The organism is Vannielia litorea, from assembly GCF_019801175.1.
GTDB lineage: Bacteria > Pseudomonadota > Alphaproteobacteria > Rhodobacterales > Rhodobacteraceae > Vannielia > Vannielia litorea_B.
Window position 1 is genome coordinate 1,761,663 of sequence record NZ_JAHVJR010000001.1, and the last position, 21,814, is coordinate 1,783,476.

The window sequence follows — 21,814 nt, forward strand, 5'->3', positions numbered from 1 at the left end:
CTCATGCCCGAGATCTGGCCCGTCTTCGCCCCCGATGACCCCGCGGTCATGGGCGACGATTACATCGATCTCGCCATGTTCTACGGCACGCCCTACTCCGACATCCTGATCGACGCGGGCCTCGCCCCGATTGAGGCCTATGTCGGCATGTCGGAGGCCGAGTTTCATGACATGACGGCAGCCATGCCCGAGAGTATGCGCCGCCCCTATGTCCCCGAGCGTGACAGCCCGTGGTTTCCGCCCGAGGCGATGCTCCAGATCTGCGCCGCCATCCGTGCCGCCCTGCGCGACCAGCCCGGGCTCTTCACCGAATGGCCGCAGATGGCCGCACACACCGCCGAGCTCCTCGACGAGACCGAGCGCGTGTTCAACCGCGCCGTGGCCCGGGGCGTCGCTTTCCGCCTCTCGGTGTCACCCTAGCGCCGATGGATGGGTTCACCCCACCACCCCTACCCCAAATGTATCTGCCCCTCCGGATACCGCACCCGCGGCACGGACCGCGTGGCCAGAAAATACCCCAGCGTCAGCGGCCCCACCCGCCCGAGGAACATGACCACCTCGCAAACCACCCGGCCAAACTCCGTCAACTCGCCGGTATAGCCCCGGCTCAGCCCCACGGTGCCAAAGGCCGAGGCCACCTCGAAGGCGATATCGAGGAAATGCCCGTCATGGCTGGCAACCATCAGAAAGGTCGCCACGAAGATCGTCAGAATGCTGATCGCGGTCAGCGCCATCACCTTCAACACCTGCTCCAGCCCGATCGAGCGGCCAAAGGCGTGGAGCTGCGTCTGCCGCCGGAAAAACGCCGCCGTCGCCAGCAGCATCACCACGAAGGTCGTCACCTTGATGCCCCCCGCCGTCGAGGCCGGGCCGCCGCCGATCAGCATGAGCGAGATGAACATCAGCGCCGTCGAGTCGTGGAGCCCGCCGATATCGGTTGTGTTGAACCCGGCGGTGCGCGGCGTCACCGCCTGAAACCAGCTCACCGCCAGCCGCGCCGTGTCCGAGCCGAGCGCGCCCAGCGTGCGCGGGTTGGTCCACTCCAGCACCGCGAAGGTGGCCATCGACCAGACGATCAGCACCGCCGTCCCGATCAGCATGATCTTGGTGTGCAGCGTGTAGTAGCGCCACCCGGGCCGGCGCCCGATGTCATCGAGCACCACGTAGCCGATGCCCCCGGTGATAAAGAGCGCCGGAATCACGATGTTGATCACCGGATCGGTCGCAAAGGGCACCAGCCCCGCCCCGATGGTCGAGAACCCCGCGTTGTTGAAGGCGGAAACCGAATGGAAAATCGCCATCCACAGCCCGGGCCAGAAACCCTGCTCGGGGATGAAGGTCAGGCACAAGAACAGCGCCCCCGCCACCTCGCAGCCCAGCACCACCTTGAAGATCGTCGCCACCAGCAGCCCCAGCCGCGCCAGCGACGACTGGCCAAGGTCTTCGCGCAGATAGGTCGTCTGCGTCAGCCCCACCGGCAGCCCCAGCGCCGAGAAGAGCAGCACCGCAAACACCATCAGCCCCAGCCCGCCGACCTGGATCAGCACCGCCAGCAGCAGCTCGCCCCAGAAGGTCAGCACCGCGCCCACGTCAAACACAGCCAGCCCCGTCACCGTCACGGCCGAGGTGGCAGTGAAGAGCGCGTCGCTCCACCCCACCGGCACATGGCTAGTGAACGGCAGGCGGAACAGAACTGCCCCCAGCACGATGAAGGCCGCATAGCCCCCCGCGAGGATCAGCGGCGCGGGGAGGTCTGCGAGCCAGCGGGCAAGGCTCTTGGCGTGGCGGCGGACCCGTCGGCTCAAAGCGCGTCGCCAAAGGCGCGCAGATCGGCGCGCTTGCCCAACACGATCAGCCGGTCATCGGCCTGCACGGTGAGCGCATTGTCGTTGCACGAATGAAAGGCTGTGCCCCGCATCAGCCCCAGAAACCGCAGATCCTCACCCGCGATCCGGCGCAGCGCGTTCAGCTGGGTGCCATCCAGCCGCTCGGGCAGGTGAATGTTCACCACCGAGTAGCCGTTGCGGAGGCTGGCGTAATCCTCGACCACCGGGTTGTTCAGCATCTGGCTCACCCGCTGGCCCATGTCCTGCTCCGGCAGGATCACCCGGTCGGCGCCCAGCTTGCTCAGAATCCGGTGATGGGTCCGGTTCGCCGCCTTCACCCAGATGGTCCCGACGCCCAGCATCTTCAGGTTCATCGTCGTCAGGATGCTCGCCTCGATGTTCTCGCCAATCGAGACCAGCGCCACATCGTAGCGGTCGATTCCCGCCTCCCGCAGCCCCTGCTCGTCGGTCGTGTCGAGGATCACCGTCGAGGTCAGCTCATCGGCCAGCCGCGCCACCCGCAGCTCGTCGATATCCACCCCGATCACCTGATTGCCAAAGCGCGCCAGCTCCGTCGCGACCGTGCCCCCGAAGGCGCCCAGCCCGATCACCGCAAAGCTGCGGTTTTCCTTCGCCATATCGCATCCCCTCCGGGCCACCGGCCCTGACGTTCCGGCCTTTTACGCCGCAAAACCCGCGCATAACAGCCCGGTTCCTCTCGACGGCAGGGCGCTCACGGGGATATGAGAGGCAAAACGCTGCACGAGGACGAACCATGTCAGACCGCCTGCCCCACGAAAAAGGCTTTCACGTGTCCTGGGACCAGATCCACCGCGACAGCCGCGCGCTGGCGTGGCGGCTCGATGGCAAAGGCCCCGATGACGGCGCGTGGAAGGCCGTGGTCGCCATCACCCGCGGCGGCATGGCCCCGGCAATGATCGTCGCCCGCGAGCTCGATATCCGCACCGTCGATACGATCTCGGTCAAAAGCTACCACTCCGGCGGCGGCAAGGCCGACCAGCGCAGTGAGGCTCAGGTGCTCAAGAGCCCCGACGCCGAGATGATGGGCGACGGCACCGGCATCCTCGTCGTCGATGACCTCGTCGACACCGGCAAAACCCTCGAACTGGTGCGCGAGCTCTACCCCAACGCCCATTTCGCCACCGTCTACGCCAAGCCGCAGGGCGAGCCGATGGTGAACACCTTCATCACCGGCGTCAGCCAGGATACCTGGATCTTCTTCCCCTGGGACATGGCGCTGCAATACGTCGAGCCCTACCGGGGCAAGGACTGAGGTGGCGCCGCTTCCGCCGCAGCCCCCCACCGCCCGCACCTTCGCCTCCCCCGTGGTGGAGGCCAAGAGCTGGCTTTCCGGCCTCAGCTTCCCGCCCGAGCGCCCGCTGATCGACGCAGGCCAGGCCGCGCCCGCCGACCCGCCGCCCGAGGCGCTGCGCCGCGTCATCGCCGAGGCCGCGCTGAACGATGACAGCGCTCACCACTACGGCGCCGTGCTGGGGCTGGGGCCGCTGCGCGAGGAACTGGCCGCCAATATCTCCACCACCTACGGCGGCAGCGTGAGCGCGGCGCAGGTCGCCATCACCTCCGGCGCCAACCACGCTTTCTGCGCCGTGCTCGCCTCTCTGGCCGGGCCGGGGGATGAGGTGATCCTGCCAACGCCATGGTATTTCAACCATAAAATGTGGCTCGACATGGCCCACATCGGCACAGTGCCGCTGCCTTGTGACGCCGCCACGCTCCTGCCCGACCCCGATGAGGCCGCCTCTCTCATCACCGATCGCACCCGCGCCATCGTGCTGGTCACGCCCAACAACCCCACCGGGGCCGAGTATCCGCCCGCGCTGCTCGCCGCCTTCCGCGACCTCGCCCGCGCCCGCGGCCTCGCCCTCATCGTCGATGAAACCTACCGCGATTTCACCGCCACTACCGGCGCGCCGCACGGGCTCTTCACCGATCCGGACTGGGATGACACGCTCATCCACATCTACTCCTTCTCCAAGAGCTTCCGCCTGATGGGCCACCGCGTCGGTGCCGTGGCCACCTCGCCCGCCCGTCTGGCAGAGATCGAGAAGTTCATCGACACCGTCACCATCTGCCCCACCCCGCTGGGCCAGAAGGCCGCGCTCTGGGGCCTGCAGAACCTCGGCCAATGGGTCGCCTCCCAGCGCGACGAGGTGCTCGCCCGTCAGGCTGCCATGCGTGATGCCGCCCCCGCTCTGGCCGATGCCGGCTGGCGGCTGGCGGGCCTCGGCGGCTTCTTCGCGTGGATCGAGCACCCGATGGAGGCCGATGCCACCACAGTCGCCAAGGCGCTGGTGCGCGAGGCCGGGGTGCTGGCCCTGCCCGGCACCTTCTTCTCGCCCACGGGCGATGCCGTGGGTGCTCGCGCCCTCCGGGTCGCCTTCGCCAATCTCGACGCCCCCGCCATCGGCCAGCTCGCCAATAGGCTAACCAGCTTCAATCTCGCATAATTCAAGGCCCCCTGACCGCCCCAACCCTTGCCCCCCGCCCGAGGCCCGGATAACAAACGCCAACTGCATACAAAGCAAACGGGCGGAGCAATGGCACAGAGCGCGGGCAAGAAGCTGGGCAACATCGTGATCTGGGTCCTCATGGGCCTCCTGATCCTCGGTCTCACCGGCTTCGGCATCACCAGTTTCGGCAGCTCCATCAGCGCCGTCGGCACCGTCGGCGACGAGCCGGTGCCGGTGAACGAGTATTACCGCGAACTGGTCTCCGAAATCGCCGCCGAAGAGCGCGACACCGGCCGCCAGCTGTCGATCTCCGACGCTGAGCAGGCGGGCATCCTCGCCCGCGTTCGCACCCGGCTCACCAACCGCGCCGCGCTCGACAATGCCGCCACCAACATGGGCCTCTCCGTGGGCGACGAGCGGGTGCGCGAGCAGGTCGTCTCCGCGCAGGCGTTCCAAGGGATCGACGGCAATTTCGACCGCGCCGCCTACCAGGGCGTCCTGCGCAACCGCGGCATGTCGGTCGCCGAGTTCGAGACCGGCGTGCGCAAGGACACCGCCCGCACCATCCTGCAAGGCGCCGTCGTGGGCGGCGTGCCCGCCCCCAAGGTCCAGATCGACACGCTGATGACCTACTTCGGCGAGCGCCGCAGCTTCCGCTGGGCGACCTTCGGCACCGATCAGCTGGCCGAGCCGCTGCCCGAGCCTTCCGAAGAGGAGCTGACCGCCTATTATCAGGCCAACACGCCCGATTTCACCCTGCCCCAGATGAAGCGCATCACCTACGCATGGGTGCTGCCCGAGATGCTGGTGGAAACCGTCGAAATCGACGAAGACGCCATCGCCCGCCTCTACGAGAGCCGCGCCGCCGAGTTCCAGCAGCCGGAGCGCCGCCTTGTCGAACGGCTGATCTTTCCCACCGAGGAGGCCGCCGCCGAGGCCAAGGCACAGCTTGATGACGGCTCCGCAACCTTCCAGTCCATCGTCGAGGCCCGCGGCCTGACGCTGGAAGATGTCGACCTTGGCGAGCTGACCCAATCCGACCTGCCCGGCGCCGCTGGCGAGGCCGTGTTCGCCCTCACCGAGCCGGGCGTCGCGGGCCCCTTCGAAACCGATCTCGGCCCGGCCCTCTTCCGGATGAACGGCATCCTCTCGGCAGTGAACATCCCGCTGGAGGAGGCCCGCGCGGACCTCGTCGAGGAACTGGCACAGGAGCGCGCCCGCCGGGTGATCTCCGACATGGAGATCGATGTCGAAGACCGGCTCGCCGAGGGCGCCACGCTCGAAGAACTGGCCGAAGAGACCGAGCTGGTCGTCGACCAGATCGACTGGTGGGAAGCCTCCGGCGAGATGATCGCAGGCTACAACGCCTTCCGCGACGCCGCCCTTACCCTCACGCAAGATGACTTCCCCACCGTGATCCGGCTCGAGGACGGCGGCATCTTCGCCATGCGCCTCGATGAAATTCTGGAGCCGCGCCTGCAAGAGCTGGACGAGGTCCGCGGCAAGGTGCTCGCCGGATGGGAAGCGCAGGAAACCGAGAAGCGCCTGCGCGTGCAGGCCGCCGATCTGCAGGCGCAGGTCGAGGCCGGTGCCGCCCTCAGCGCCTCCGCCGCCCCGGTCGACGAAGCCAACGCGCAAACCCGCGAGGCCCACATCGAGGGCACGCCCCCCGCGCTGATCACCACCGCCTTCGAACTCGAAGAGGGCGGCCTCGCCATCCTCGAGGGCTTCGGCAACGTCTACCTGCTGCAACTGACCAAGGTGGAGGCCCCCGACGCAGAGGACGAGCGCGTCGGCCTCCTCACCCAGCTGCTCACCCAGCAGGCCGCCCAGTCGCTCTCGGTCGATCTCTACTCCGCCTTCGCGGGCGCGATGGCCCAGCAGGCCGGGGTGGAGTTCGACAATGGCGCGCTGTCGCAGGTCCACGCGCAGATCGCCACGCAGTAATCACAACAAGCGATACACACCGCCCCATGAGCACGATCGAACCCAGCTTTGAGAGCTTCGCCAAGGGCTATGAGGCCGGCGAGAACCAGGTGGTTTACACCCGCCTCGCCGCCGACCTCGACACGCCTGTGTCGCTCATGCTCAAACTCGCCGGCGCGCGCGAAGACAGCTTCATGCTCGAAAGCGTCACCGGCGGCGAGGTGCGCGGCCGCTACTCCATCATCGGCCTGAAGCCCGACCTGATCTGGCAGTGCCATGGGCAGGAGGCCCGCATCAACCGGCAGGCCCGTTTCGACCCGCAGGCCTGGGAGGCCGAGGCCGCCGCCCCGCTCGACAGCCTGCGCGCCCTGCTGGCCGAATGCCGCATCACCCTGCCCGACGATCTGCCCTCCGCCGCCGCCGGCCTCTTCGGCTACCTCGGCTACGACATGATCCGCCTCGTCGAGCACCTCCCCGACGTGCCCGAAGATACCCTCGGCCTGCCCGACGCGGTGATGATGCGCCCCACCGTGGTCGCCGTGCTCGATGGCGTGAAGGGCGAGGTCACGCTTGTCTCCCCCGCCTTCACCGCCTCTGGCCTGTCGGCCCGCGCCGCCTATGCCCAGGCCGCCGAACGGGTGATGGATGCCCTGCGCGACCTCGATCGCGGCCTCTCCGGCGAAAGCCGCGCGCTCGAGGCGGCGCATGAAACCCCCGAGCCGGTCTCCAACTTCACCCGCGAGGGCTACAAGGCCGCCGTCGAGAAGGCGAAGGACTACATCCGCGCGGGCGACATCTTTCAGGTCGTGCCCTCCCAGCGGTGGGCGCAAACCTTCACCCTGCCCCCCTTCGCGCTCTACCGCTCACTGCGCCGCACCAACCCCTCGCCCTTCATGTTCTTCTTCAATTTCGGCGGCTTTCAGGTCATCGGCGCCTCGCCCGAAATCCTCGTGCGCCTGCGCGAGGGCGAGGTCACCATCCGCCCCATCGCCGGTACCCGCAAACGCGGCGCCAACGAGGAAGAGGACCGCGCGCTCGAGGCCGACCTGCTCTCGGACGAAAAGGAACTGGCCGAGCACCTCATGCTGCTCGACCTGGGCCGCAACGATGTGGGCCGCGTCGCCAAGATCGGCACCGTCCGCCCGACCGAAGAGTTCATCGTCGAGCGCTACAGCCACGTCATGCACATCGTCTCCAACGTCGTTGGCCAGCTGAACGACGGCGAAGATGCCCTCTCCGCCCTGCTCGCAGGCCTGCCCGCAGGCACCGTCTCCGGCGCACCGAAGGTCCGCGCGATGGAAATCATCGACGAGCTGGAGCCCGAAAAACGCGGCGTCTACGGCGGCGGCGTCGGCTACTTCTCCGCCGATGGCGACATGGATATGTGCATCGCCCTGCGCACCGCCGTCCTGAAGGACGAGACGCTCTACATTCAAGCCGGCGGCGGGGTCGTCTACGACAGCGACCCCGAGGCCGAGTTCATGGAAACCGTGAACAAGAGCAAAGCCATCAAGGCCGCAGCCGACGACGCCGCCCGCTTCACCCGCAACGGCAACAGCTGACCCCGCACCGGCGCGCGCCGTCCCTGCTCATTTTCTTGCTGGAAATATCTCCGGGGAGTGCGGGGGGCTGGACCCCGCTGCGAACGGGTTCAGCCCAAGCACCAGCGTAGCTTCGCCAGCCCCGTAGGGTGGGCAATCCTGTCCACCACCCGGCGCCCTACCGCATCAACACAGCCGACACCGGCGCCAGCGCCACGCTCTGGCCCTTGCTCCCGGCGGCCCAGTTCATCAGGCTCTCTACGGTCGGGCCAAAGCTGTGGCCCATGACCACCACCTCGCCCTCCTGCCCGGCCCTGAAGGCCGCGCGGTCCAGCGTCCGGCCAATCGCGCCGCCATCCTCCCGCGCGCCGTCCAGAACCTTCCAGACCAGCGTCGAGGGCAGCCCGGCGCTCTCCGCGCCGCGGCGGGCCGAGTTCAGCCCGCTGTCCACAAACACCAGCCCATGCCCGGTGTCGCCCGCAATCGCGAGCAGCTGCCGGGTCAGCGCCGGGCTTTCCATCACCCCCTCTTCGCCGGTAGCCAGCAGGCCCATCGCGCCGGGGAAGCGGCCAAAGTAGCTTTGCAGCGTGGTTTCCAAGTCCTGCGGCGTGGCCCCCGACGGCAGCCCTGCCGGCAGGATCAGCACCTCGAAGCCCGCGTCCCGGTAGCCCTGCGCCGTCTCCGCCGCGCCCGGATCGGTCGGGTCCACGGCAAAGGTCACCGGAAAGTCGAGCGCCTTCAGCGCCGCCCGGTCCACGCCCTGATCGCCCACGTCAAAGAGGATCACCGAGACAACCGGCTTGCCGTCCTCGTTAGCGAAGGGCGCGGCATTGGCGGCCAGCGCCGTCACCGGGGCGGCCTCCTCGACCTCTGCGCTGGCGCCGATGGCCGGAAGCCGCGAGCCGGGCTTGTTGCGCTCGGTCAGCGGCACCACCCGCTTGCCAAAGCCGCCACCGCTCTCGCCATTGGTCACGATCCGGCGCGGCAAGGTGCCGCCGCCGGTGCCGGTGCGCGGCTGCCGCTCGGTGATCGGCACCGAAGAGGGCGGCGCAGAGGGATCTGCCGGAAGCTCGGTTTCCCGCTCCACCGCGGCGCGCTCAGGCGCCGCCGTGGCCGGGGCCTCGGCCACCTCTGCAGGGGCCTCCCGCTCGGGCGCCGCCTGCGCAGGCGCTTGCCCGTCAGACACCGGCACAGCGGGCGTTTCGGCCACCGGGGCCTCCGCCTCGGGCGCGGGCCGCGCTGCCACTTCGGCCTCAGGCTCCACGATCTCCACCACCTCCGGTGCCTGTTCCTCGGCCAGCTCTGGTGCGGCTTCCGGTGCAGTCTCGGCCACAGCCTCAGGGGCCGCCTCCGGCGCCACGCCCTCCGCCGTTTCCACCTCCGCCGGGGCCACAGCCTCCGACCCGGCCGCCTCACCGGCGTCCACCACCGGCTCCGTGCCGGTCACAACCTCCGCCTCGGAAGCCGCAGCCACCTCGACCTCCCCGGCGCGCTCGGCGGTTTCACCGCCAGCCACCCGGGCCACATCGCTGCCGCTGGCGGGCGCCACGGCTTCCACCGCCGCTTCGGCCACCACCTCTGGCGCAACCTCCGCCCCCGTCGCGGCCTCGCCGCTTTCGGCACGCACCGGCTCGGCACGCTCGGCCTGCTCGCCCGAGGCCACCTCTGCCGCCGCCACCGGGGCCGCTTCGCTCTCCGAGGCGGCCACCGCCTCGCTGTCGCTCGCAGGGGCGGCCACGGCCTCGGCGCCCACGGTCTCCGGCGTGCTGCGCGGCACATCGGGTGCAGCTTCGGCCTCGACCTCCGGCGCCGCGCCCGCCTCGGGCTGGGCGGCGGCATCCGGCGCTTCGGCTCCGGCCATCGCGCCATCACTGCCGCCGATCACCGGGGCGGTCTCTTCCACCACCGGGGCGACCGGAGCGGCCACGCCCTCGGTCGCGGTTTCCGGCACGGCGGGCGGAGCGGTATCGGGCGCGGGGCTCTCGGCCACCGCCACCTCCACATCGGGCTGCTCGGGGGCTGCAGGCGCCACCGGCTCGGCCTCCGCACCCGGCGCTTCGGGCGCACGGTCTTCTCCGGCGCGGGCAAATTCCGAGCCCGGCGGCGGCGTCAGATCGCTCTCCGCCTCGGTCTCCACCGCGCCCGCATCGGCCATCGGCTCCGGCGCCTCGGGGGCCGCATCGGCCTCCGGCGCTTCCAGCCCGCCCGCCGCAACTGGCCCGTCCACCGGCTCATCACCCGCATCCGCGCCCGCACGCGCCGCCACATCCTCGGGCAGCGGCGTCATCACCGACGCACCGCCCAGCACCAGCACGCTTGCCAGCGCGCCCCATGCCACACCCGAGAGGAGTCCCTTGCCCATGTGCCCGACCTTTCGCCTGTTATCGCTGCACGCGCCTATTTTCTGAACGCGCACCGCATGTTACGCCCCACCGCACTGCGAGCCAGGGATGGGCTTGACCCCGGCGGCGGGCTGCGGGCAAGTATAGCGCCAACCGCGCGGCGGATCACCCCCCTTGCGCATCCCAGTTTCCCGAGGGCCAAATGCTGCTCCTGATCGATAACTACGACAGCTTCACCTACAACCTCGTCCACTATCTGGGCGAGCTTGGCGCCGATGTGCAGGTCCACCGGAACGATGCGCTGAACCCGCAGGAGGCGATGGCGCTGAACCCCTCGGCCATCCTGCTCTCCCCCGGCCCCTGCACCCCGAACGAGGCGGGCATCTGCCTCGATCTGGTGCACGCGGCGGCCGATGCCCGCATCCCGCTGATGGGCGTCTGCCTCGGCCACCAGTCCATCGGGCAGGCCTTCGGCGGCAAGGTGGTGCGCGCCGGCGAGATCGTCCACGGCAAGCTCGGCCAGATCCGCCACACCGGCAAGGGCGTCTTCGCAGGCCTGCCCCAGGGCGAGCTGAAGGCCACGCGCTACCACTCCCTCATCGTCGAGCGCGAAAGCCTGCCCGACTGCCTCGAAGTGACCGCCGAGCTGGAAGATGGCACCATCATGGGCCTGCGCCACACCTCGCTTCCCATCGAGGGCGTGCAGTTTCACCCCGAGAGCATCCGCTCCGAGCACGGCCACGCCATGCTCCAGAACTTCCTCAACATGGCAGCCGAGCCCGCATGAGCGATACCATCCGCAGCCTGATCGGCACCGCCGCCGAGCGCCCTCTCACCCGCCCCGAGGCCGAAGCCGCCTTTGCCGCGCTCTTCGAGGGCGAGGCCACGCCAAGCCAGATCGGCGGCTTCCTCATGGCGCTCCGCGTGCGCGGCGAAACCGTCGATGAAATCGCCGCCGCCGCCGCCGCCATGCGCGCCCGCTGCAAACCGGTGGCCGCCCCCGATGGCGCAATGGACATCGTCGGCACCGGCGGCGATGGCAAAGGCACGCTGAACATCTCCACCGCCACCGCCTTCGTGGTGGCAGGCGCAGGCGTGGTTGTGGCCAAGCACGGCAACCGCAACCTCTCCTCCAAGTCCGGCGCCGCCGATGCGCTGGGGCAGATGGGCGTCGAGGTCATGGTCGATGCGCAAGTGGTTAACCGCGCCATCGCCGAGGCGGGCATCGGCTTCATGATGGCCCCCATGCACCACCCCGCCATGGCCCATGTCGGCCCCACCCGCGCCGAGCTGGGCACCCGCACCGTGTTCAACATCCTCGGCCCCCTGACCAACCCCGCAGGCGTCAAACGCCAGCTCACCGGGGCCTTCTCGCCCGCATGGCTGAAGCCGATGGCCGAGGTGCTGCGCGATCTGGGCAGCGCATCGGCATGGATCGTCCACGGCGGCGACGGCACCGATGAACTCTCCATCGCCGCCGCATCCAAGGTCGCCGCGCTGGATGACGGCGAGATCACCGAGTTCGAGGTCCACCCCGAAGAGTTCGGCCTGCCCCAGCACCCCTTCGAGGCGATCCTCGGCGGCACCCCGGCAGAGAACGCCGCCGCCTTCCGCGCCCTGCTGGACGGCGAGAAAAGCGCCTACCGCGACGCCGTGCTGCTCAACGCCGCCGCCGCGCTGATGATCGCCGGCAAAGTGGCCACCAAGGCCGATGGCGTCGCCGCCGCCGCCGAGAGCATCGACAGCGGCAAGGCGCTCGACAAGGTGCAAACACTGGCCCGCATCACCTCCGCCAAGGCCTGAGCCCGCCCGCCCCGGGCACTTGCCCGAGGCGCCCCCCGCGCTTGACCCCTGCGCCCGCACCCGCTTTCCTGCACCGGGGCAAGCGGGAGACGGCTCATGTTCAGATGGTTCATACGCGGCGGCGGCTGGCTGGTGCTGCTTCTGCTCGCCGTCGGTGCCATCGGCCTCTGGGTCTGGGTCTCCGAGGGCGCCCGCGGCCGCGAATTCGCCCAGAGCGGCGTGGAGACCTCCGCCAAGATCGTTGAGCGTGACCGCCGGGTGCGCATCGGCGGCTCCAAGACGCCGACCACCGATTACCTGATCACCGTCACCTACACCTCCGGCACAGCGCCCGACCTCGCCTTTCACCGCGCGACCGAAACAGTCTCGTCCGATTTCTATTTCTCCGTCAGCGAGGGCGACACGATCACCGTCAAAACCCTCCCTGGCGCGCCCGAGGAGGTCGAGATCGAGCCGGGCGGCGTGTCCGACAATGCCTTCTACGCGGGCCTCGTCGGCGCAGGCTTCATCGCCTTCGCCCTTGTCGCCGCATGGTTCTTCCACAGCACCCAGGCCGCCGCCCGCACCCTGCGCCGCCACGGCAACCGCACCGAGGCGCGCATCGCCGAGCTGCGCCCGGTCGGCAACCGCACCGCCCTCACCGTGACCTTCACCGACAGTCTTGGCCGCGCCCAGCAGGCCGAGATCCCGCCCGCGCCCACCAAGCTCGTTATGGGCGCCAAACCCGGCGACCCGGTCGCCATCACCTACGCGCCGGAAAACCCCGCGCAGGCCCTGCTCAGCGCGACCCTCGACTAAATCGCCATTGCCCCGCCCCTGCCCGCGCAATAGATGTGCCCCATGAGCCAGACCATTCTCGACCGCATCCGCGACTACAAGCTCGAAGAGATCGCCGCCGCCAAGGCCGAGCGCTCCGAAGAGGCAATGCTCTCCGCCGCCGCTTCCGCCCCCACCGTCCGGGGCTTCCGCGACGCGCTGATCGAGCACTCCCGCCACGGCTACGGCCTCATCGCCGAGGTCAAAAAGGCCAGCCCCTCCAAGGGCTTGATCCGCGACGATTTTGACCCGCCCACGCTGGCGCAGGCCTATGAGTCCGGCGGCGCGGCCTGCCTCTCGGTGCTCACCGATGGCCCCAGCTTTCAGGGCGCGCCCGAGTTCCTGACCGCCGCGCGCGAGGCCACCTCGCTGCCGGTGCTCCGCAAGGACTTTCTCTACGACACCTATCAGGTGCTGGAGGCCCGCGCCTGGGGTGCCGACTGCGTCCTGATCATCATGGCCGCCGTCGATGATGCGCTGGCCCATGATCTGGAGGTCGCCGCCACCGAGCAGGGCATGGATGTGCTGGTCGAGGTCCACAACGAGGAGGAGTTGGAGCGCGCCATGCGGCTCGAGTCCCGCCTTCTGGGCATCAACAACCGCAATCTCCACACCTTCGAGACCACGCTGGAGACCACCAAAAAGCTGGCCCGCCTGGCCGAGGCCAACCGCCTGCTGATCTCCGAAAGCGGCCTTGCCACCCCCGCCGATCTGGCCGAGCTGGCCCAATACGGCGCCCGCTGCTTCCTGATCGGCGAGAGCCTGATGCGGGCCGATGACGTGGCCGCCGCCACCCGCGCCCTGCTGTCCGACACCGCGAGGGCCTGACCCGTGACGCTGACCCATTTCGATGCAGAGGGCCGCGCCCATATGGTCGACGTGTCCGACAAGGCCGTCACCTCCCGCATCGCCGTGGCCGAGGCGCATGTGAAGATGTCGCCCGAAACGCTTGAAATGGTTCAGCAAGGCAGCGCCAAGAAAGGCGATGTGCTGGGGGTCGCGCGGCTCGCGGGCATCATGGCCGCCAAGCGCACGCCTGATCTCATCCCGCTCTGCCACCCGCTGCCCATCACCAAGGTCGCGGTCGAGCTGGAGGCCGATGCCGATCTGCCCGGCATCCGCATCGCCGCGACGGTCAAGACCACTGGCCAGACCGGGGTGGAGATGGAGGCGCTCACGGCGGCGTCTGTTGCCGGGCTCACCGTCTACGACATGCTGAAAGCCGTTGATAAGGCGATGGAAATCGGCGGCCTCCGCGTGCTCCTCAAGGATGGCGGCAAATCCGGCCGCTACGAGGCGCTTTGATCTCGGTCGAGGAGGCCCTCGCGCGGATCTTCGCGCTGGTGGAGCCTCTGCCGACCGAGCCTGTCCCCCTCCGCCAAGCCGCAGGCCGCGTGCTCGCCGCCCCAGTCATCGCCCCCCGCGACCAGCCCCCGTTTTCCGCCTCCGCGATGGATGGCTACGCTGTGCGCGGCCCCGTTGCCCCCGGCCAGCAGTTCACCGTCATCGGTGAAAGCGCCGCAGGCCGTGCCTCGGGCCTCTCGGTCGGGCCGGGCGAGGCGGTGCGCATCTTCACCGGCGCGCCCCTGCCCGAAGGCGCAGATCGCATTGTCATACAAGAAGATGTCGAGCGGAGTGACAACACGATCACCCTGCGCGAAAATCTCGATGACGGCACCCACATCCGCCCCGCAGGCGGTGACTTCAAAGCGGGGGACCGGCTCGAGCCGGGCCGCCGCCTCAGCCCCAACGCACTGGCACTGGCCGCCGCGATGGGCGCGCCTACCGTCACCTGCACCCGCAAGCCCGTGGTCGCCCTCATCGCCACCGGCGACGAACTGGTCATGCCCGGCGAGGCCCCCGGCCCCGACCAGATCATCGCCTCCAACAGCTTCGCCCTCGCCGCTCTCTTCGAGGCCGAGGGCGCCGAATGTCGCCTGCTGCCCATCGCCCGCGACAACCGCGAAAGCCTCTCGATGGCCTTCACCCTCGCCCGTGGCGCCGATCTGGTGGTCACCACCGGCGGCGCTTCGGTGGGCGATCATGACCTCGTGGGCGAGGTCGCCGCCGAACTGGGGATGGACCGCGCCTTCTACAAGGTCGCCATGCGCCCGGGCAAACCGCTGATGGCGGGCCGCGTGCTCGGCATGGCCATGGTCGGCTTGCCCGGAAATCCCGTATCGTCAATCGTTTGCGGCCACGTCTTCATCCGCCCCGCGATCCGCAAGATGCTCGGTCTGGGCGAGGCACACGCCCCGCGCCGCCACCTGCCGCTCGCCGAGCCAATCACCGCCAACGGCCCCCGCGCCCATTACATGCGCGCCACCGTCTCCGAGGGCGCCGTCACCGTCTTCGACCGGCAAGACAGCTCCCTGCTCTCCGTGCTTGACGCCGCCAATGCGCTGGTGGTCCGCCCGGTCAGCGATGGGGCGCGCGCTGCAGGCGAGATGATCGAGGTCATCGACCTCTGATCTGTCGGCCCCTGTCAGGAGGCTTGACACAAAACGTGAACTTTGCCAGAACATCTGCAAACGAGGCCGAGCATGGAGAGCCCGATGCTGACCAGAAAGCAGTTGGATTTGTTGAAGTTCATCGACACCCGGATGCGGCGTGACGGTGTGCCCCCCTCCTTCGACGAGATGAAGGATGCGCTCGATCTGCGCTCCAAGTCCGGCATCCACCGCCTGATCACGGCGCTGGAGGAGCGTGGCTTCATCCGGCGTTTGGCCCACAAGGCCCGCGCTATCGAGATCGTCAAGCTGCCCGAGGCACTCGAGTCGCGCCGCCCCACCGGTTTCACCCCCAAGGTGATCGACGGCGCCCGCCCCGATGCGCCCCCGCCCCCCGGTGCCATGCCGGTCGAGGCTGCCGCCACCGAGTTGCCGGTGATGGGCCGCATCGCCGCCGGTGTGCCGATCGAGGCCATCAGCCAGGTCAGCCACCACGTCGCCGTGCCCAGCACGATGGTCAGCCGCGGCAAGCACTACGCGCTTGAAGTCAAAGGCGATTCCATGATCGACGCCGGCATCAACGATGGCGATGTCGTGGTGATCCGCGAGGGCAGCACCGCCGACAACGGCGATATCGTGGTGGCCCTCGTCGAGGATCAGGAGGCCACGCTCAAGCGCTTCCGCCGCAACGGCAATTCCATCGCGCTGGAGGCCGCCAACCCGGCCTATGAAACGCGCGTCTTCCGCGACGATCAGGTCAAGGTGCAGGGCCGCCTCGTCGGGCTGATCCGCACCTATTGAACCACTCCCACAGGCGGGCCGCGTCCCGCCCTAGGGCGACCACGGGCGGCGGCCTGCCACTTCGGCAGCCGTCACCAGCCGCCCATCCGGCATCACAGCCAACGCGCCCGTCTGCCGCATCCGCCTCGGACTCCAAAGATCGCAGGCACCGGTCACCGCAGGCTTCGGCTCCACGCTGCTTATCAACAGCCCCGGCCCGCAAAGCCCCGCCGCCTTCGCCGCCGCGCCCCGGCCCGACACATGGGTCACCGCCAGATCCGCCGCCTCAAAGCGCAGCACGCCCTCCTCCGCCGCCCCCATTCGCGCCGCCGCCGCCTCCTGCGTGGCACCGTCACCGTCATTCTCCAGCCAGACCTCGGCGGTAAAACTCTCGCCCCTGTCCTTCGACAGCGCCCTGCCTTCCGGCCCCATCAGCCCGACCAGCCCGCCCCGGTCTGACACCAGTAGCACCGGGCGTTCCGCCTGCGTCCAGAGCAGCAGCGCCGCCGCCACACCGCTCAGCCCCAGCCAGTGCCCCGCGCCGCGCCAGAGCACCAGCCAGAGCGCCCCCAGCGCCAGCAACGGCAGCACCCACGGCCCCGGCGCGATCACATGGGTCACCGCGCCCTCCAGCCCAGCGACCCAGGCCGCCACGCCCAAAATCCACGCGCAACCCCAGCCCATGATCTGCAGCGGCAGCCAACTCAGCCCCAGTGGCGCCAGCACCCCCGCCACCAGCGCCCAGGGCATCACCCAAAGCCCCATCACCGGCACCGAGGCAAGGTTGGCGATCAACCCGTAATCCGCGATCCGGTTGAAATGCGCCGCCGCAAAGGGCGCCGTCGCCGCCCCCGCCACCGCCGAGGAGATCACCAGCGACGCCGCGCCCTTCAGCACCGCAGGCCAGCCCCGGCCAAAGCCGCCCGCATCCCGCAGCGCCGCGAACACCGCCACCAGCGCCGTGGTCGCCGAGAACGACATCTGGAACCCCGGTGAAAGCAGCGCCTCGGGCCGCCGCAGCAGCACGATCACCGCCGCCAGCGCCACCGCCCGGAGCGATATCGCCCGCCGCCCGATCAGCACCGCGCCGAGCATGACCGACACCATGATGAACGCCCGCTCGGTCGCGATGTTGCCGCCCGAGAGGCCAAGGTAGCCCGCCCCCGCCACCAGCGCGATCACCGCCGCCACCTTCCGTCCGTCGAGCCTGAGCGCGACCCACGGCACCAGCGCCATCAGCGCCCGGATGGCGGTAAAGATCGTGCCGGTGAGCAGCCCCATGTGCAGCCCCGAGATCGCCAGCAAATGCGCGAGGTTCGAGGCCCGCAGGTGCTCCAGCGTGTCCTGCGACACCGCCGAGCGGTCCCCGGTCAGCAGCGCGGCGGCAAAGGCCCCCGGCTGGCCGCCGAGCCGTTCCCGTATCGCCTCCGACAGGGCCACCCGGGCCCGAAACAGCGCCAACCCGGCGCGCCCCTGCTCCGCCGGGGTCACCGCAAAAGCCGGCGTGCGGGTGTAGCCCACTGCGCCGATCCCGTCGAACCACGCCTGCCGCCGAAAGTCGTATCCTCCCGGCTCCACCGGCCCCGGCGGCGGCGAGAGGTTCGCGGTCAGCATCACCCCCAGCCCCGGCTCCGGCACCAGCCAGCGCTGATCGCCATGCAGCGAAACCCGCACCTTCTCCGGCACCCGACCCGGGGGCATGTCGCCCAGCTGAACCCGGTCGAGCGTGAGCCGCACCGCGTCCGATTGCGAGCGGTCGATCCCGATGATCCGGCCTTCCACCGGCCCGTAATAGCGAAAATCCAGCACCGGAGCGGCCACCAGCGCCGTGCGCGCCCACCCCAGCGCGCCGCCCGCCAGCACCAGCGCGAGCGCCACGAAGAGCGGCGCCAGCGCCTCACCAGCCAGCCGTGCCAGCACCAGCGCGGCGCAGGCGGCGGCCAGCGCAAGGCTCACCTGCCCGCCGCTCGGCTCTTCTGCGAGGGAGAAATACCCACCGATCCCCAGCCCCAGGCAGACCGGAGTCCACAGCAGCAGGTGCCCCCGTTGGGCAAGGAACGGCAGCGCCAGCCTCCCCCAAAGTGGTGGCCTTGCCCTGCCTGAGCCGATTGCATACACGGGGACCAGCTATACAAATCATCCTTTACAAAAGGTTAACGCGCCCCATGCCTTCGGACATGCCTGCCCAGGTCGTCACCCGTATCGCCCCCTCGCCCACCGGCACCATGCACATCGGCACCGCCCGCACCGGGCTGTTCAACTGGATCTTCGCCCGCAAGATGGGCGGCAAGTTCCTGCTGCGCATCGAAGATACCGACAGGGCGCGATCCACCCCCGAGGCGACCGATGCGATCTATGGCGGCATGCGCTGGCTCGGGCTGGAGTGGGATGGCGACGCCGTGAGCCAGTTCGAGCGGGTCGAGCGCCACGCCGAGGTCGCCCACCAGATGCTCGCCGCTGGCACCGCCTACAAGTGCTTTGCCACGCAGGATGAAATCGCCGCCTTCCGCGAAGAGGCCAAGGCCGAGGGCCGCTCCACCCTCTACCTCTCGCCCTGGCGCGATGCCGATCCGGCCACCCACCCCGACGCCCCCTTCGTGATCCGCCTCAAGGCCCCGCGCGAGGGCGACACGGTGATCGAGGATGCGGTGCAGGGCACGGTGACCTTCAAGAACTCCACGCTCGATGACATGATCCTGCTGCGCTCCGATGGCACCCCCACCTACATGCTCGCAGTGGTGGTGGATGATTTCGACATGGGCGTTACCCACGTGATCCGGGGCGACGACCACCTCAACAACGCCGCCCGCCAGTGCCACATCTACACCGCGATGGGCTGGCCCCTGCCGGTCTATGCCCACCTGCCGCTGATCCTCGGCCCGGACGGCAAGAAGCTCTCCAAGCGCCACGGCGCGACCGGCGTGGAGGAGTATCAGAAGATGGGCTATCCGGCCCCCGCCATGCGCAACTACCTCGCCCGTCTGGGCTGGAGCCACGGCGACGACGAGTTCTTCACCGACGAGCAGGCCCGCGAGTGGTTCTCGCTCGACGGCATCAACAAGGCCGCCGCCCGCTTCGACTTCAAGAAGCTCGACAATCTCTCCGGCCAGCACATCGCCGCGATGGACGACATGGACCTGATGGGCGAAATCGAGGCCTACCTCACCGCCATCGAGGCCCAGGAGCTGACCGAAACCCAGAAGGACGGCCTGCTGCGGGCGATGTATTGCCTCAAGCCCTCCGCCCGCACCCTGCCCCAACTGCTCGAAAAAGCCGCCTTCGTGCTCGGCCAGCGGCCCTTCATTCCCGACGAGAAGGCGGCGAAGGTTCTCGACCCGGTATCCCGTGGTATACTGTCGGAATTGACGCCGCACCTGCAAAATGCTAGCTGGAACCGCGAGGCGCTGGAGGCTACTCTTGGCGAGTTCGCAGAGAGTAAGAACAGCAAGTTCGGACAGCTTGCAGGCCCCCTCCGCGCGGCGCTTTCCGGCCGCACGGCAACGCCGAGTGTGTTCGATATGATGCTGGTGATCGGCCGGGCCGAAACTTTGGCACGGCTGCAAGACGCGGCGACTTGAGAGCGCTTAACTCCGCGCTAACTCTGTCGCCGATATGAGAGGAACAACCCCGCGCCCGGGCCCTTGAAAACAAGGGTCCGTTGCGTGAGTGACCACCGAAAGGGACCTTCATGGCAGATACCTCCAAGACGGCGACGCTGACGTTTGAAGACAAGTCGATCGAGCTGCCGATCCATTCGCCCACCGCCGGGCCGGACGTGATCGACATCCGCAAGCTCTACGCCCAGGGTGACGTGTTCACCTACGATCCGGGCTTCACTTCCACCGCCGCTTGCGAGAGCACCATCACCTTCATCGACGGCGAGAAGGGCGAATTGCTGCACCGCGGCTACCCGATCGACCAACTGGCCGCCAAATCGCATTATCTCGAGGTCTGCTACCTGCTGCTCTACGGCGAACTGCCGACCGCCGAGCAGCTCGAAACCTTCGAGCACACCATCACCCACCACACCATGCTGCACGAGCAGATGCAGTATTTCTTCCGCGGCTTCCGGCGTGATGCGCACCCGATGGCCGTCATGGTGGGCGTGGTCGGCGCAATGGCCGCCTTCTACCACGACAGCACCGACATTTCGGACCCGTATCAGCGCGAGGTCGCCTCGCACCGTCTGATCGCCAAGATGCCGACCATCGCAGCCTGGGCCTACAAGTACTCCATCGGCCAGCCGTTCGTGTATCCGCGCAACGACCTGACCTATGCCGAGAACTTCCTACACATGTGCTTCGCGGTGCCCGCGGCAGAGTACAAGGTCGACCCGATCCTGAGCCGCGCGATGGACCGGATCTTCACCCTCCACGCCGACCACGAGCAGAACGCCTCCACCTCCACGGTGCGTCTGGCCTCCTCCTCCGGCGCCAACCCCTTCGCCTGTATCGCCGCCGGCATCGCCTGCCTCTGGGGCCCGGCCCACGGCGGCGCCAACCAGGCCTGCCTCGAGATGCTCAAAGAGATCGGCACCCCCGATCGCATCCCCGAGTTCATCGCCCGCGCCAAGGACAAGGACGATCCCTTCCGCCTCATGGGCTTCGGTCACCGCGTCTACAAGAACTTCGATCCCCGCGCGACGGTGATGAAGCAATCGGCCGACGAGGTGCTCGATCTGCTGGGCGTCGAGAACAACCCGATCCTGGCGACGGCGAAGGAGCTGGAAACCCAGGCCCTGGCCGACCCCTACTTTGCCGAGAAAAAGCTGTTCCCGAACGTCGATTTCTACTCCGGCATCATCCTCGAGGCGATGGGCTTCCCCACCTCGATGTTCACCCCCATCTTCGCGCTCTCGCGCACCGTGGGCTGGGTCAGCCAGTGGAAAGAGCAGCTCGCAGATCCAACCATGCGCATCGGTCGCCCCCGCCAGCTCTACACCGGCGCCCCCTTCCGCGACTACGTCGAGGTCGAGAACCGCTGAACGCGGCACACCGCCACAAAACACAAGGGCCGCCCCACCGGGCGGCCCTTTGCTTTTCGGGTCAGGGGCGCCCTACCGCCCCTCGTATTTCGCCGGCCGCTTCTCCAGAAAGGCGATCACACCCTCCTGAAAATCCCGGCTCTTGCCGCATTTGCCTTGCAGCTTCGCCTCCAGCGCCAGTTGCTCTTCGAGGCTGTTGTCATAGGCCCCGCGCAGTGCCCGCTTGATCTGGCGGTAGGCCAGCGTCGGCCCGGCGGCGAGGTGCTGGGCGCGGCTCCACCAGTGGTCAGCAAAGCCCTCGTCCGGCACCGCCTCCCAGATCATGCCCCATTGCGCGGCGTCAGTCGCGCTCACCGGCTCGGCAAAGAGCGCCGCCCCCATCGCGCGCGGAAAGCCCACCTGACGCGGCAGCCACCACGTGCCGCCCGCATCGGGGATCAGGCCGATCCGCGCGAAGGCCTGCAGGAACACCGCGCTCTCCGCGGCGATCACCACATCGGCGGCCAGCGCAAGGTTGGCCCCGGCCCCCGCCGCATGGCCGTTCACGGCTGAAATCGTCGGCACCCGGCACTCGTAGATCGCCTTCAGCATCGGCTCGTATTCGTCGATCAGCGTGCGCTCCATGTCGGCATCGCTGATCGAGGCACCCTCGCCCAGATCCTGCCCCGAGCAGAAGGCGGGTCCGGAGCCGGTCAACACGATCACCCGCGCCTCCGCCTCGCCCGCCTTCAGCGCGTGCAGGATCTCGGCCCGCATCTGGGTGTCGAGGCAGTTCATCTTTTTCGGGCGGTTCAGCGTGATCACCGCCACGTGGTCTCGCACCGAGTAGCGGATCGCTTCGTAAATCATGTCCG

General features: G+C 68.8%; 19 protein-coding genes. 14 read left to right on the forward strand and 5 right to left on the reverse strand.

Translation table 11 applies throughout. The features are described from left to right. Window positions 1–3 precede the first annotated feature (3 nt). A complete protein-coding gene (locus tag KUV38_RS08765; protein WP_222469673.1) occupies window positions 4–420 on the forward strand; it encodes a hypothetical protein in 417 nt (138 codons plus the stop codon). A 29-nt stretch (window positions 421–449) separates the two neighbouring features. On the opposite strand, the gene KUV38_RS08770 is transcribed toward KUV38_RS08765, so the two are convergent. After that, a complete protein-coding gene (locus tag KUV38_RS08770; RefSeq protein WP_222469674.1) occupies window positions 450–1,805 on the reverse strand; it encodes a TrkH family potassium uptake protein in 1,356 nt (451 codons plus the stop codon). Then, window positions 1,802–2,464, reverse strand: coding sequence for a potassium channel family protein (locus tag KUV38_RS08775; protein ID WP_222469675.1), 663 nt, complete (start codon window positions 2,462–2,464; stop codon window positions 1,802–1,804). Before KUV38_RS08775 ends, KUV38_RS08770 begins: the two co-directional genes overlap by 4 nt. A 137-nt stretch (window positions 2,465–2,601) precedes the next feature. Between KUV38_RS08775 and gpt the strand changes: the two genes are divergently transcribed. The 4 genes from gpt (at window position 2,602) to trpE (ending at window position 7,806) form a co-directional block, all read left to right on the forward strand. Beyond that, a complete protein-coding gene (gene gpt / locus KUV38_RS08780) occupies window positions 2,602–3,120 on the forward strand; it encodes a xanthine phosphoribosyltransferase (RefSeq protein ID WP_222469676.1) in 519 nt (172 codons plus the stop codon). A 1-nt stretch (window position 3,121) separates the two neighbouring features. Continuing rightward, window positions 3,122–4,315, forward strand: coding sequence for an aminotransferase (locus KUV38_RS08785; RefSeq protein ID WP_222469677.1), 1,194 nt, complete (start codon window positions 3,122–3,124; stop codon window positions 4,313–4,315). Between the two features lie 90 nt (window positions 4,316–4,405). Continuing rightward, on the forward strand, window positions 4,406–6,265 hold the full coding sequence (locus KUV38_RS08790) for a peptidyl-prolyl cis-trans isomerase (protein WP_222469678.1): 1,860 nt from the start codon (window positions 4,406–4,408) through the stop codon (window positions 6,263–6,265). Window positions 6,266–6,291: 26 nt separating this feature from the next. Further along, the gene (gene trpE, locus KUV38_RS08795) at window positions 6,292–7,806 is read left to right on the forward strand and encodes an anthranilate synthase component I (protein ID WP_222469679.1); all 1,515 of its coding nucleotides are present in this window, start codon (window positions 6,292–6,294) and stop codon (window positions 7,804–7,806) included. Between the two features lie 157 nt (window positions 7,807–7,963). On the opposite strand, the gene KUV38_RS08800 is transcribed toward trpE, so the two are convergent. After that, entirely contained in the window at window positions 7,964–10,147 is a 2,184-nt protein-coding gene (locus tag KUV38_RS08800; protein ID WP_222469680.1) for a divergent polysaccharide deacetylase family protein, read from the reverse strand. Between the two features lie 182 nt (window positions 10,148–10,329). On the opposite strand from KUV38_RS08800, the gene KUV38_RS08805 reads away from it, so the two are divergent. The 7 genes from KUV38_RS08805 (at window position 10,330) to lexA (ending at window position 15,997) form a co-directional block, all read left to right on the forward strand. After that, entirely contained in the window at window positions 10,330–10,914 is a 585-nt protein-coding gene (locus tag KUV38_RS08805; protein WP_222469681.1) for an anthranilate synthase component II, read from the forward strand. After that, window positions 10,911–11,930, forward strand: a complete 1,020-nt coding sequence (gene trpD / locus KUV38_RS08810) for an anthranilate phosphoribosyltransferase (protein WP_222469682.1) — start codon at window positions 10,911–10,913, stop codon at window positions 11,928–11,930. Before KUV38_RS08805 ends, trpD begins: the two co-directional genes overlap by 4 nt. Window positions 11,931–12,026: 96 nt before the next feature. After that, entirely contained in the window at window positions 12,027–12,728 is a 702-nt protein-coding gene (locus KUV38_RS08815; RefSeq protein ID WP_222469683.1) for a DUF3592 domain-containing protein, read from the forward strand. A gap of 42 nt (window positions 12,729–12,770) precedes the next feature. Continuing rightward, a complete protein-coding gene (gene trpC / locus KUV38_RS08820) occupies window positions 12,771–13,574 on the forward strand; it encodes an indole-3-glycerol phosphate synthase TrpC (protein WP_222469684.1) in 804 nt (267 codons plus the stop codon). A 3-nt stretch (window positions 13,575–13,577) separates the two neighbouring features. Next, window positions 13,578–14,051 carry a cyclic pyranopterin monophosphate synthase MoaC gene (gene moaC, locus KUV38_RS08825; RefSeq protein WP_222469685.1) on the forward strand — a complete coding sequence of 158 codons (474 nt, stop codon included), beginning with the start codon at window positions 13,578–13,580 and terminating at the stop codon, window positions 14,049–14,051. Beyond that, window positions 14,048–15,217, forward strand: a complete 1,170-nt coding sequence (gene glp / locus KUV38_RS08830; protein WP_222469686.1) for a gephyrin-like molybdotransferase Glp — start codon at window positions 14,048–14,050, stop codon at window positions 15,215–15,217. The genes moaC and glp overlap by 4 nt, the downstream gene beginning before the upstream one ends. Window positions 15,218–15,301: 84 nt before the next feature. Then, complete coding sequence (gene lexA / locus KUV38_RS08835; protein ID WP_222469687.1) at window positions 15,302–15,997, forward strand: transcriptional repressor LexA; 696 nt, start codon at window positions 15,302–15,304, stop codon at window positions 15,995–15,997. Window positions 15,998–16,027: 30 nt separating this feature from the next. Here the strand turns inward: lexA and KUV38_RS08840 are convergent, their stop codons facing one another. Further along, window positions 16,028–17,932, reverse strand: coding sequence for a ComEC/Rec2 family competence protein (locus tag KUV38_RS08840; protein ID WP_315898608.1), 1,905 nt, complete (start codon window positions 17,930–17,932; stop codon window positions 16,028–16,030). Between the two features lie 221 nt (window positions 17,933–18,153). On the opposite strand from KUV38_RS08840, the gene gltX reads away from it, so the two are divergent. Further along, window positions 18,154–19,554, forward strand: a complete 1,401-nt coding sequence (gene gltX / locus KUV38_RS08845) for a glutamate--tRNA ligase (RefSeq protein ID WP_222469688.1) — start codon at window positions 18,154–18,156, stop codon at window positions 19,552–19,554. 110 nt (window positions 19,555–19,664) lie between these two features. Next, complete coding sequence (gltA, locus tag KUV38_RS08850; protein WP_222469689.1) at window positions 19,665–20,960, forward strand: citrate synthase; 1,296 nt, start codon at window positions 19,665–19,667, stop codon at window positions 20,958–20,960. A 72-nt stretch (window positions 20,961–21,032) separates the two neighbouring features. Here gltA and KUV38_RS08855 read toward each other — a convergent pair whose 3' ends face one another. After that, a complete protein-coding gene (locus tag KUV38_RS08855) occupies window positions 21,033–21,809 on the reverse strand; it encodes an enoyl-CoA hydratase-related protein (RefSeq protein ID WP_222469690.1) in 777 nt (258 codons plus the stop codon). Window positions 21,810–21,814: the final 5 nt, after the last annotated feature.